Below are 11,111 nucleotides of genomic sequence, written 5' to 3' on the forward strand. Positions count from 1 at the left end.
AACTAAGTTTACTAAAATTAGCAATCTATTTAGGGAGAGGTATAAAATGAGTACATTGACGCTCAAAGTTACCGGTATGAGTTGTGCAGCCTGTTCCGCCCGAGTAGAACGGGTGTTAAACAAAGCGCCGGGAATTAAATCAGCCCAAGTTAATTTAGCGTTAGAAACAGCGACCATAGAATACGACCCAAACACTGTCACAAAACAGGATATCATTGAACGAATCACGGCTATCGGCTACGGCGTCCAGTTGGATAAAATTCAACTGGGCATCAGAGGTATGACCTGTGCAGCTTGTTCCGCCCGGGTGGAGCGCGGCTTAAACAAAATGCCGGGTATTTTCAGTGCCACGGTAAACTTGGCAACGGAAAAAGCGGTGATTGAATATAATCCGGCTGAAGTTAATTTAGAAGATATCAAAAGAAAAATCACCCAGCTTGGCTATAAACCTGTTGCAGTTGACGACGGGGTTAAAGGTGATCGGGAAAAGAATCTGCGGGAAAAAGAAATTAAAAATCAGCGTATTAAATTTATTTTGGCGGCAGTCTTTTCCACTCCCTTATTGCTATTTATGCTGACTATGTTCTTTCCCCGTGCCGGACTCGCAAATGCAGTGATTTTTCACCCTAAAGCTCAACTTGTTTTTGCTACCTTAGTACAATTTATACCCGGTTGGCATTTTTATAAGGATGCTTATGCCAGCCTAAAAGGCGGCAGCGCCAATATGTCGGTACTTGTTGCCCTTGGTACCAGTGCAGCTTACTTTTACAGTGTATTTGTCGTGTTTTTTGGCGCCCGCTTTGGCATGGAACATGTCTATTTTGAAAGTTCAGCGATTATCATTACCTTGGTTTTACTGGGTAAAATGTTGGAATCCCAAGCCAAAGGACGTACATCGGAAGCTATTCGCAAGTTAATGGGCTTAAGGGCAAAAACTGCCAGAGTGATCCGCAATGATCAAGAAACTGAAGTACCGATTGAAGAGGTGGTAGTAGGAGATTTGATTGTTGTCCGTCCCGGGGAAAAGATACCGGTGGACGGCATTATTCTGGAGGGGCATTCTACGGTAGATGAATCCATGCTCACCGGGGAAAGTATCCCGGTAGATAAAAAGGCCGGGGATGAGGTGATAGGTGCTACCATAAACAAATTAGGCACCTTTAAATACCGGGCAACTAAGGTGGGAAGGGATACCGCACTTGCTCAGATTGTCAGAATTGTGGAAGAAGCCCAAAACTCTAAGGCGCCGGTACAGCGTATGGCTGACATCATTGCGGCGTATTTTGTTCCGGCAGTTGTTGGGGTGGCGATAATTACATTTTTAGGTTGGTATTTGTTTGGCGACCCGGGAAACTTTACCAGGGCGTTAATTAACTTTACCGCGGTACTGGTGATAGCCTGCCCTTGCGCCTTGGGCTTGGCGACACCGACCTCAATTATGGTCGGTACGGGCAAAGGAGCGGAATATGGCATCTTAATTAAGGGTGGCGAACACCTGGAAAACGCTTATCGTTTAGATACCATCGTATTAGACAAAACCGGTACCATCACTAAGGGTGAACCGGCTTTAACCGATATTGTTTCCTGCGGTGACGTTACTGATTCCGAACTGTTAAAGATTACAGCCTCTGTAGAGAAAATGTCTGAGCATCCGCTGGCCAAAGCAATTGTTAAAGAAGCGCGAGAGCGCGGCATTGAACTGTCAGAGCCGGAAAACTTTGCGGCGATACCCGGACATGGCGTGGCTGCCCGGTTGGCAGGCAGTGAGATATTGATTGGCACGATAAAATTAATGCAGGATCGTGAGGTGGATGTGGCTAATTTGGTTGGCCGTGCCGAAAAGCTGGAAGGGTCGGGCAAAACTGCCATGTACGTTGCTAAAGACGGACAAGCATTTGGCATCATAGCGGTGGCGGATACCGTAAAGGAAAACTCCCGACAAGCTATTAAAGCCCTGCAGGATTTAAATATTGAAGTATGGATGATTACCGGTGATAACAGACGCACTGCCGAATCAATTGCCCGGGAAGTGGGGATTACCAATGTGATGGCGGAAGTTTTACCCGAGAAAAAAGCGGAAAAAATTTCTGAACTTAAAGGACAAGGGAAAAAAGTGGGAATGGTAGGAGACGGCATCAATGACGCTCCCGCTCTGGCCACAGCAGATGTTGGCTTTGCCATTGGCACCGGCACGGATGTGGCCATGGAAGCAGCCGATATTACCTTAATCCGCGGCGATTTGTCCGGTTTGGTGAACAGCATAAAACTTTCCCGGGCTACAATGCGCAATATCAAACAAAACTTGTTTTGGGCGTTAATATATAATACGATAGGTATACCGCTGGCTGCACTGGGTTTTTTAAGCCCCATCATAGCCGGGGCGGCGATGGCCTTTAGTTCGGTATCGGTAGTGAGCAATGCCTTGAGATTAAAAAGGCTTAAATTTCAAAACATTTAAGTACTGGAGGTTGTAAAAATGGCGGTAACTCAAGAAAAAATTACTGTAAAGGGGATGTCCTGCGGTCACTGCACAGCTGCGGTAGAAAAAGCATTGATGGCTATTCCCGGCGTGGAGAAGGCGGAAGCCAGCTTAGAAGAAAAGAACGTGACCGTAAGCTATGACCCGGGCAGAGTGTCTTTTGAAGACTTAAAAAAAGCAATCGAAGAAGAAGGCTATGAAGTAGGTTAGTGGTAGAATCTCTTTTCATCCGTGGTACGGAATGTGCCACGGATTTTTTATTCTCTATAATGCCATCCATTCATTGGCACAAGAGGAAAATAAAAATATTATTGTCAATATTCACCAATTATTGACTGAGAACATAAGATAGGATAACAATTTAAGTTTTGCCTAATTTGAGGAGGGATAAGCAACGCAGTTTAGATGTAAAAACAATTAGCTTACACCAAAAAAAACAATAAGGAGTGAATTCATCAATGGCTGAAATTGTCAAAACTCGCCAGAATCAAATCGATGATAATGATTTATTAAAGCAAGGAGTAGAACATGAAATTAAGCAAGATGCGCAAAACAATGCATCTCAGGTAAATGTCAGCAAAAAAGGTTGTGCCATTGCCGTTGGCCTGGAAGGGAGTGCCGCAGTGGTAACACAAGAAGTGGATCAATTAAACTCTGCCAGTCAAGAAATCATTCAAGATCAACCCTTTGCGCTAAATGTTAATGCTGCCTTAGAAGCTTTAGATTTACAGAATTTACTGATGTCTGTACCTTCGGTCAGCGCAAAAGTCAAATATGATGAAGAGGGCAATTTATTTGTAAACGGGAAAAAATACGACGCTAAAGATGTAAACATGATTGTTATCGGTCAAAAACAGCACAGTGAAAACAATACCACTGAGGAAACTAAATAGCTAAACACCCTTGACTTTATGAGAAGGAGGCAACTTTGATATGAGAAGTAAAGTTAGACAAAGTATACCCGACAATGCTGCCTTTGGCGAAGAAGATAAGTTCATTCAAATAGTAGAACAAGAAATAGAGCAAGAAGCGGAAAACAGAGCGGAACAGATCAACGTCAGTGAAACGGGCGATGCCATTGCCGTTGGCCTGGAAGGCAGTGTAGCATCCGTTACCAGCAATACTAATCAGGTTAATACTTTGACACAAAATATCGATCAAGACCAATTAGGTATCAATGCAAATGCCGGTGCAGAGACGGTAGGTATACAATAAGATATTAAGATATAAAGAAATAATTAACGTAAAACTCGATTATGTAAACTCGTGGCCTGCCACGGGTTTTATTTTTAACTGGAAAAATAATTAATTTTTAGCAATAATCACCATAAAATTAATGCTTTCATACAATATTGGTATCTAACAGATACAAATTGGGAGGATGATTAAGTAATGAAAAGATCCGATTATCACTTAAGACTGAGCAATCAAAATAAAGAAGAGGAAAGGCAGGCCGTTAATAGCGCCAGTCTGGGAGAAGGTACTGCACTGGCTTACGGTGAAGGAGCGGCGGCAACAGTTGAACAAAATGTTTATCAAACTTTTGTGGTTAATATTTTTTATCTCAACGATACCGTAGGTAGCAATGCCAAGGTAGAATTAACGGAACTGGCTAAACTTCTTAACATTACCGTTAAAAAAGACGGCAATTTAGTAATCAACGGTGAAGAGGTAGATACCGGTGAGCCTAATCAAGGGGTTAAAACAATCATTCTCAGCAAAAAAGATGTAAATAAGATATCATCAAATGAACAAAATCAATAATTTAACCGACAAACTAATGAAATGATGAAAAGTTAAGGGCGTGTCGTCAAATTACGGTTAGTAGACGACACGCCCATCCAATTTACCGCTCAGTTATGGTTTGGTTAGTGATTGGCTGACAGACAAAAAGCTGAAGCACTGCGAACCTCAGCCTGCAGTACTTCAGTACCTGTGTTATTTGCGCATCATTTTAAATTCCGGAATGGTTAACTCCAAATCGGTTAAAAAATCATCCACCGCTTTTTTGATTTTCTTATCTTTGTCCTCACTTTTAATTGCTTCCCGGATTTTAGCGTTAAAGTCTTTTATACAGGGGGTAAATTTTGAAGCGTATTTCGCCATTCCAGCTATCTCCTTTCCTTTATTTATTTTTGTTAGTTTATGCAAAAAGATTAGCCATTGTTACATAAATTGACAATTAAACCACCTACTGGCAATGAGAAATATTTTTAATAACTGTAACTAAATGTAAAAACAAAACATATTATGTAAAAAATGCCAGAGAGGAGGGTTGAATGGTGTGGTCGAAACACAGCTACTACAGCATGATGAAATTCTTGTATGAATATTTGTGCTTTTGTGAAAAATGGTATAAACACTTAGACAAATCCAAAAAGCATTTTGACAAAGGTAAGGAACACCATGACAAAAAGAAGAAGGATAAAATACTTAAAGAAAAATTGAAGAAAGAAAGAAAACATTGCATAGAGAGAATGAAGCACTGCAAAGAACAGTTTGACAAATGCGGCAATGATAAAAAATGCAAGAAATACTATCTGGAAAAGTATAAGCAGTATAAGCAAAGATATGAAAAGTGCAAGGAAGAGTACAAAAAACATTTTAGCAAAGAAGACAATAAAAAATCAGATAAAGGCAAAAAATAACCAAATAAGAACCCTATCCGGCAGGATAGGGTTCAGTTTTACTAAGGATGTGACAGTAAATGCTTAAACAGGCTGATGAAAATAAATTTCTGTTATTATTAGTAATTAAATTTCTCAGCGAACAAAAAAATGTGGAGCTGCGAAAATTAATTGATGAGCTGCAGCCCTATGACTTGGGCAAAATTTACCAAGGCCTTTCAGAGAAGCACCGCTTAAAGCTGCTTTTGCTTTTAACGCCAAAGGAAATTGCCAATTTGCTCCAAGAGTTAGATAAGGAGTTGCAAATCAATACTCTGCAGCAAATTGGCGTGACAAAATCAGCCAAAGTACTGGATATTATGGAGAATGACGATTTAGCGGAGTTATTGAGCGGTTTGTCCCGTGAAGAAATTAATAAATTATTGCGGCTAATGAAAACGGAAGAATCTCAAACGGTGCAAAAGCTGTTAAGTTATCCTCCGCATACCGCCGGCAGGATAATGACCAACCGATTCGTTTGGATTCGCAATTATTATACCGTAAGAGAGGCGATAGATAAGCTTAAATCTTTTGCCGAGTATGCCGAGAACCTCTACTATCTTTATGTTTTAGATGAAGACAAAAAGCTGGTCGGTGTGGTATCATATCGAGATTTATTATTGGCTGACACTGAGGAAAAAATTGGCAACATTATGTATGACCGGGTAATTTCCGTGCCGGTAGATATGGATCAGGAAGAGGTGGCCCGCATTTTTGAGCGATATGATTTTATCGCTGTACCGGTAGTTAATAAAAATCAGCATATTTTGGGCATTATTACCGTTGACGATGTGCTTGACGTTTTAATTGAAGAAGCCAATGAGGATATTGAAAAGTTGTCGGCGAGCGGCAAGTCGATAGATTTTAATACCGCTCCGCTTACGGCAGCGATGCGCCGGTTGCCTTGGTTAGTGTTGTTGCTATTTATCGGCGTTTTATCAGGGAGTATTATCAGTCGTTTTGAAACTACCCTGCAAAAAGTAGTCTCGCTGGCTTTTTTTATGCCCATGATTGCCGGCATGACCGGTAACACCGGGACGCAATCATTGGCTGTGGTTATTCGCGGCTTGGCTTCACATGATGCCGATTTAAAAACATTGTATCGGTTAATTTTAAGAGAGTTGGCAGTGAGCCTGATCATTGGCTTAATTTGTGGGCTGCTAATATCCTTAATAGCTTACATTTGGCAGGGCAGTATTGTCTTAGGCTTAGTTGTCGGCAGTTCATTATTTATTACCCTGATTATCGGTACTATGGCCGGTACCGTTATCCCGCTCATTCTTTACCGCCTGAAGATAGATCCCGCCGTTGCTTCCGGGCCGTTAATCACTACACTGAACGATATTTTTTCTTTAACGGTGTATTTTGGACTGGCTTCATTGTTTATTACCAAACTGCTGTAAATAACTTTAATGCATATTTATCTGTTCATTATCTCAAAATATCTAAGGAGGTGGAATTATGACGGTAGCAGCTCAAGTAAAGCAAACCTTAGCCGGCCTAAAAGGCGTTCAATCTACACTGCATTCCTTTACCGTCATTGAAAACAATGGGGAAAATAAGCAATTGTTAACCGACAGTGCGGAGCGTATTCAGCAAGTGATAGAGCGGTTGGAAAAAAGAGTCGGTGAATTAGAACTCAGTGAACCGCAGTATCGGGGTTTTTAAGGGGTTTTTACTATGGCGAAGTGGCTTATAATATTGATTTTATCTTTTAGTTTTTTTATTTTAACCTTTATCTTGGCTCGACTGTTAGGAAAACGCCAAATATCACAGTTCACCTATTTTGAGTTGATCCTCGGCATTGCCATCGGTGTCATTGCCGCGGTAACTTCCCTGAACATGATTAAGGTTGTTTACGGCATAATTGCCCTTTTAGTGTGGGCAATCGTGCCCATTGCCCTTCATTATTTGTCGCTCAAATTTAAGGCGGTACGGGATGTGTATCAGGGGAAGGAAACGATCCTGATTAATCATGGCAAGGTATTGGAAGACAAGCTGCAGGAGGTGCGCTTTACACCGGAAGATTTGTTGAGCCAACTGCGCCGGAAAAATATTTTTCAAGTGGCAGATGTGGAATTTGCGATTTTAGAACCCAACGGTGAGTTAAGTGTTTATCCGAGAAAGGATAAACAGCCCCTTACTGCCAAAACGATGGGGCTAAAAGTAAGCAATGAGAGGGTTCCGCAAACGGTAATGCTGGACGGAGAGATTATTGACGAGGCCCTTACGGCAATGGGATTAAACCGGCGGTGGTTGCACACAGAGCTTGAAAAGCTGGGTGTGGCAGCGGAAAATGTTTTTATTGCTCAGGTAGATGCCACAGGGCAGTTATACATAGATTTATTTGACGATGCCATACAGGTGCCTAAACCGAAAGCAAGGCAATTGGCCTATGCTACTTTGCAAAAGTGCTATGCTGACTGTCAATTATATGCCTTAAGTACCCAGTCACCCGAAGCAAAAAAAATTTACGCCCAATCAGCCGATGATTTAAAAGAAGTAATCAATAATTTAGAACCCTTATTAATGAGGTAAAAAACCCTGAGGTGAGTGTAGATGTCCGATAAACAAAACAAAAAATTAACTCCTACCCAGCAAGAATACAAAACCCTTTCCAATCGAATAGAGCCGCCCCGTCCTATTTTAGCTAATGTATTAAAGGCCTTTCTAGTTGGCGGACTGATTTCAATTCTAGGTCAAGGCATTTCGGAAATTTATCTTTGGAATTTTGATTTTACAGAGAAAACAGTGGGCAACCCAACAGCGGCCACGCTGATTATTATTTCGGTAATCTTAACTTCTCTGGGCATTTATGATCATATCGCTCAGTGGGCCGGTGCCGGTACTGCCGTCCCGGTAACGGGTTTTGCCAATTCCGTAGCTTCTGCGGCAATTGAACATCGCAGCGAAGGCTTTGTATTGGGTGTGGGCAGCAATATGTTTAAACTGGCCGGTTCGGTGATTGTCTACGGTGTTTTTGCCGCTTTTGTGATCGCCTTACTGAGAACAACCATTACCATGCTGGGAGGCTTTTAAAATGCAGCAAGGACACCAAAGTTGGATATTTAACAACAAACCGGTAATTGTTTCTACTGCTACGGTAGGCGGCCCTCTTGAGGCCCAAGGTCCGCTAGCGGAAGATTTTGACATACTGCACGGTGATTTGTGGCTGGGGCAGGACAGTTTTGAAAAAGCGGAAAGAAAAATGATGGAAGAGGCCTGTGAGCTGGCCATTGAGAAAGCGGGTTTAAAAAAGCAAGATATTCATTTTTTTCTCAGCGGTGATTTAATGAATCAGATTATCTCCAGCAGTTTTACTGCCCGCACGCTGTCCCTTCCTTACATAGGTTTATTTGGCGCCTGTTCCAGTTCGATGGAAGGATTGGCCTTAGCTTCATTACTGGTAGATGCCAAGGCCGCCCAACGGGTTCTTTGCGCAACTTCCAGCCACAATGCCAGTGCAGAAAAACAGTACCGCTACCCCACCGAATATGGCTCACAAAAACCTCCCAGCGCGCAGTGGACGGTCACCGGTGCCGGGGCAGCAATTGTGGCCGATAGCGGTGTAGGGCCCAAAGTTACAGCGGCCACAATCGGTCGGGTAGTAGATATGGGAATAAAAGATCCCTTTAATATGGGGGCGGCGATGGCGCCGGCCGCAATGGATACAATTATTGCCCATTTTAGAGATTTACAGGTTTCCGCCGATGATTACGACCTAATCGCTACCGGTGACCTTGGCCAAGTAGGGCATGACATATTGCTGGAACTGATGGCAAAACACCGCATGCCTTTGCCGGCGGAGAAATATGTAGACTGCGGTCTGCTCATTTATGACCGGGAAAAGCAGCAGGTATTTTCCGGAGGCAGCGGCTGTGCCTGTTCGGCCACCGTTACCTATGGACATATTTTAAAGCGCATGCAAAATAAGGAACTGAACAAAGTATTGATCGTAGCAACCGGAGCGCTAATGTCTCCGTTATCATACCAGCAGAAAGAAAGCATTCCCTGTATTGCCCATGCTGTGTCCATTGAATCTGACAACTAAGGGGGGAGCGCCGTTGGAAGTATACTTTTGGGCCTTTATCGTCGGCGGGTTAATTTGTGTTGCCGGTCAATTAATGATGGATGTGGGGAAACTCACGCCGGCACATACGATGAGTACTTTGGTAGTTATCGGCGCAATTTTGGGAGGATTGGATCTGTATCAACCTTTAATAGATTTTGCAGGAGCGGGAGCAACCGTACCGATAACCAGTTTTGGCAACTCACTGGTTAACGGTGCTTTATCTGAGGCGGAAAGGACAGGAATTATCGGTATTTTAACCGGCATATTTGAAGTAACCAGTGCCGGTATCTCATCGGCGATTATTTTTGGTTTTCTGGCCTCATTACTGGCCAAACCTAAGGGCTAAACCCAGTACAGTACAGAAGGTGATTTCATTGAAAAAATTACATAAGTTACTGGTCGGCATGTTAATTTTCGCATTGGTTGGCTGTCAAGCGGCTCAAAAACCAATGCCGCCAACGGAACAAATACCGGCAGAGGAAATTTCTACCGATACTGCATTGGCTGCTGAACTTGAAAGACTGGCCAAGCAGGTTGAGGGTGTAGATGACAGCGTTGCAGTGGTGCTGAAGAGGGATATATCGTTGGGTTTAAAAGTGAGCGGATTCCACCGCCTGCGCTTAAAGCAGATACGCAATGATGTGCACCACAAGGTGCGGGAGCGGGTGGGGGAAAAGTATCAGATTCATGTGACCACAGATAAAAAGCTCTTTGCACAACTGCTCAAAATAAAGCAAGATATCGGGAAAGGCAAATTAAACACCGATTTGATGAAGAAATTTAACAAGGTAAATGAGGATATGAAAGGTTAGGAGTAAGATATTGTGCTTTTAATTATCATCCGCACATTAATATTGTTTATTGTTGTTGGCATTAGCCTTAAAATAATGGGCAAGCATCAGGTCGGTCAACTGCAGCCTTATGAATTGGTAATCATCATACTACTGGCCGACATGACGGTAACCCCGATGGCCAATACCGGCATACCGCTGCTTTGGGGCATTGTGCCGGTGTTGATATTGGTCATGGCCCAGGTAATATTATCGTACCTGACAATGAAAAGTAATCGAGCGCGTAAATTTATTTGCGGCACACCGGTCGTGCTGGTAGAAAACGGCAAATTGGTAGAAAAGGAAATGAGAAAATTACGCTACAATATAAATGATCTCTTAGAGCAGCTGCGGGATAAAAACATTTACAATATTGCCGACGTGGAATTTGCCATCTTAGAAACCAGCGGTAAGTTAAGCGTGATACCTAAATCGCAAAAAAGGCCGGTAACCCCGGATGATCTTGAACTGCCTACAAAATATGAAGGACTTCCCATTACTTTAATTGTTGATGGCAGTGTGATGCACGATAACCTACGAAAATGTAATTTGAGCGAAGAGTGGCTTAAGAATGAATTAAAGAAATTTGGCATTAATGGCACAAAAGAGGTATTTTTCGCCAGCTTAGATACTCAAGGAAGGTTGTTCTACCAAAAAAAGGAGTCATAGTGTAATGCGTTTAATAGCCTCATTAACTTTAGTTTTAGCACTGATTATTGCCTTAGGCTTATGGATAAATCATTCTTTGGTGGTAACCTGTAATGAACTGACAAAAAATATTGATCAGATTATTACTTTAGTGGAAAATGAGGATTGGCAACAGGCGGAAACAGAAGTTGCCGTTTTAGATAAACTGTGGCAGAAAAAAGCCGGCTGGTGGCCGGTAGTTTTAGAACACCAGGAAATAGACAATATTGACTTTGCCCTGGCCAGATTAAAACAATACGTGGCCAATAAAGACAGCACTTTAACTCAAAGTTTGTTGTCGGAACTAAAAGTAATGGTGAAACACATTCCGGAAAAGGAAGCGGTTAATCTGGAAAATATCCTCTAAAAAAAGGAAT

16 protein-coding genes are annotated in these 11,111 nt (G+C 42.4%); 15 read left to right on the top strand and 1 reads right to left on the bottom strand.

Annotation, left to right across the window (positions count from 1 at the left end; all coding sequences use genetic code 11):
* The first annotated feature begins 46 nt into the window (after positions 1–46).
* The 5 genes from ACZ5NG_RS05115 to ACZ5NG_RS05135 all read left to right on the top strand — a co-directional run bounded on the left by ACZ5NG_RS05115 (position 47) and on the right by ACZ5NG_RS05135 (position 4,243).
* Positions 47–2,458, top strand: a complete 2,412-nt coding sequence (locus ACZ5NG_RS05115) for a heavy metal translocating P-type ATPase (protein ID WP_464252911.1) — start codon at positions 47–49, stop codon at positions 2,456–2,458.
* An 18-nt stretch (positions 2,459–2,476) separates the two neighbouring features.
* Positions 2,477–2,689: a copper ion binding protein gene (locus ACZ5NG_RS05120; protein WP_464252912.1), complete on the top strand. Its 213-nt coding sequence runs from the start codon at positions 2,477–2,479 to the stop codon at positions 2,687–2,689.
* Between the two features lie 248 nt (positions 2,690–2,937).
* Positions 2,938–3,372, top strand: a complete 435-nt coding sequence (locus tag ACZ5NG_RS05125; RefSeq protein WP_464252913.1) for a hypothetical protein — start codon at positions 2,938–2,940, stop codon at positions 3,370–3,372.
* A 40-nt stretch (positions 3,373–3,412) separates the two neighbouring features.
* Positions 3,413–3,694 (top strand): hypothetical protein, encoded by a 282-nt coding sequence (locus ACZ5NG_RS05130; protein ID WP_464252914.1) that lies wholly within the window; start codon positions 3,413–3,415, stop codon positions 3,692–3,694.
* A gap of 177 nt (positions 3,695–3,871) precedes the next feature.
* Positions 3,872–4,243 (top strand): hypothetical protein, encoded by a 372-nt coding sequence (locus ACZ5NG_RS05135; protein WP_464252915.1) that lies wholly within the window; start codon positions 3,872–3,874, stop codon positions 4,241–4,243.
* Positions 4,244–4,417: 174 nt separating this feature from the next.
* Here ACZ5NG_RS05135 and ACZ5NG_RS05140 read toward each other — a convergent pair whose 3' ends face one another.
* Complete coding sequence (locus ACZ5NG_RS05140) at positions 4,418–4,585, bottom strand: hypothetical protein (RefSeq protein WP_464252916.1); 168 nt, start codon at positions 4,583–4,585, stop codon at positions 4,418–4,420.
* A 173-nt stretch (positions 4,586–4,758) separates the two neighbouring features.
* On the opposite strand from ACZ5NG_RS05140, the gene ACZ5NG_RS05145 reads away from it, so the two are divergent.
* Genes ACZ5NG_RS05145 through ACZ5NG_RS05190 form a run of 10 tightly spaced genes read left to right on the top strand, consistent with a single transcriptional unit; the run spans position 4,759 to position 11,101 of the window.
* On the top strand, positions 4,759–5,127 hold the full coding sequence (locus ACZ5NG_RS05145) for a hypothetical protein (protein WP_464252917.1): 369 nt from the start codon (positions 4,759–4,761) through the stop codon (positions 5,125–5,127).
* A 59-nt stretch (positions 5,128–5,186) separates the two neighbouring features.
* On the top strand, positions 5,187–6,548 hold the full coding sequence (gene mgtE, locus ACZ5NG_RS05150) for a magnesium transporter (protein WP_464252918.1): 1,362 nt from the start codon (positions 5,187–5,189) through the stop codon (positions 6,546–6,548).
* Between the two features lie 58 nt (positions 6,549–6,606).
* On the top strand, positions 6,607–6,813 hold the full coding sequence (locus ACZ5NG_RS05155) for a DUF1657 domain-containing protein (protein WP_464252919.1): 207 nt from the start codon (positions 6,607–6,609) through the stop codon (positions 6,811–6,813).
* Positions 6,814–6,825: 12 nt separating this feature from the next.
* Positions 6,826–7,683 (top strand): DUF421 domain-containing protein, encoded by an 858-nt coding sequence (locus tag ACZ5NG_RS05160; protein ID WP_464252920.1) that lies wholly within the window; start codon positions 6,826–6,828, stop codon positions 7,681–7,683.
* Positions 7,684–7,704: 21 nt separating this feature from the next.
* Positions 7,705–8,184: a stage V sporulation protein AC gene (gene spoVAC / locus ACZ5NG_RS05165; RefSeq protein ID WP_464252921.1), complete on the top strand. Its 480-nt coding sequence runs from the start codon at positions 7,705–7,707 to the stop codon at positions 8,182–8,184.
* Position 8,185: 1 nt separating this feature from the next.
* Positions 8,186–9,196, top strand: a complete 1,011-nt coding sequence (gene spoVAD, locus ACZ5NG_RS05170) for a stage V sporulation protein AD (protein ID WP_464252922.1) — start codon at positions 8,186–8,188, stop codon at positions 9,194–9,196.
* A 13-nt stretch (positions 9,197–9,209) separates the two neighbouring features.
* A complete protein-coding gene (spoVAE, locus tag ACZ5NG_RS05175) occupies positions 9,210–9,563 on the top strand; it encodes a stage V sporulation protein AE (protein WP_464252923.1) in 354 nt (117 codons plus the stop codon).
* Positions 9,564–9,591: 28 nt separating this feature from the next.
* Entirely contained in the window at positions 9,592–10,029 is a 438-nt protein-coding gene (locus ACZ5NG_RS05180) for a YhcN/YlaJ family sporulation lipoprotein (RefSeq protein ID WP_464252924.1), read from the top strand.
* 12 nt (positions 10,030–10,041) lie between these two features.
* Positions 10,042–10,716, top strand: coding sequence for a DUF421 domain-containing protein (locus ACZ5NG_RS05185; protein ID WP_464252925.1), 675 nt, complete (start codon positions 10,042–10,044; stop codon positions 10,714–10,716).
* Between the two features lie 4 nt (positions 10,717–10,720).
* Positions 10,721–11,101, top strand: coding sequence for a DUF4363 family protein (locus tag ACZ5NG_RS05190; protein ID WP_464252926.1), 381 nt, complete (start codon positions 10,721–10,723; stop codon positions 11,099–11,101).
* Positions 11,102–11,111 lie beyond the last annotated feature (10 nt).

The organism is Desulfovectis peckii (genome assembly GCF_055391705.1).

Bases quoted from the DNA above. Each gene is read 5' to 3' on its own strand.
- ACZ5NG_RS05130 (WP_464252914.1), top strand. From the start codon at position 3,413: ATGAGAAGTAAAGTTAGACAAAGTATACCCGACAATGCTGCCTTTGGC.
- ACZ5NG_RS05160 (WP_464252920.1), top strand. From the start codon at position 6,826: ATGGCGAAGTGGCTTATAATATTGATTTTATCTTTTAGTTTTTTTATT.
- ACZ5NG_RS05145 (WP_464252917.1), top strand. From the start codon at position 4,759: ATGGTGTGGTCGAAACACAGCTACTACAGCATGATGAAATTCTTGTAT.
- ACZ5NG_RS05125 (WP_464252913.1), top strand. From the start codon at position 2,938: ATGGCTGAAATTGTCAAAACTCGCCAGAATCAAATCGATGATAATGAT.
- spoVAC (WP_464252921.1), top strand. From the start codon at position 7,705: ATGTCCGATAAACAAAACAAAAAATTAACTCCTACCCAGCAAGAATAC.
- spoVAD (WP_464252922.1), top strand. From the start codon at position 8,186: ATGCAGCAAGGACACCAAAGTTGGATATTTAACAACAAACCGGTAATT.
- ACZ5NG_RS05155 (WP_464252919.1), top strand. From the start codon at position 6,607: ATGACGGTAGCAGCTCAAGTAAAGCAAACCTTAGCCGGCCTAAAAGGC.
- ACZ5NG_RS05140 (WP_464252916.1), bottom strand. From the start codon at position 4,585: ATGGCGAAATACGCTTCAAAATTTACCCCCTGTATAAAAGACTTTAAC.
- ACZ5NG_RS05190 (WP_464252926.1), top strand. From the start codon at position 10,721: ATGCGTTTAATAGCCTCATTAACTTTAGTTTTAGCACTGATTATTGCC.
- ACZ5NG_RS05135 (WP_464252915.1), top strand. From the start codon at position 3,872: ATGAAAAGATCCGATTATCACTTAAGACTGAGCAATCAAAATAAAGAA.
- ACZ5NG_RS05120 (WP_464252912.1), top strand. From the start codon at position 2,477: ATGGCGGTAACTCAAGAAAAAATTACTGTAAAGGGGATGTCCTGCGGT.
- ACZ5NG_RS05115 (WP_464252911.1), top strand. From the start codon at position 47: ATGAGTACATTGACGCTCAAAGTTACCGGTATGAGTTGTGCAGCCTGT.
- mgtE (WP_464252918.1), top strand. From the start codon at position 5,187: ATGCTTAAACAGGCTGATGAAAATAAATTTCTGTTATTATTAGTAATT.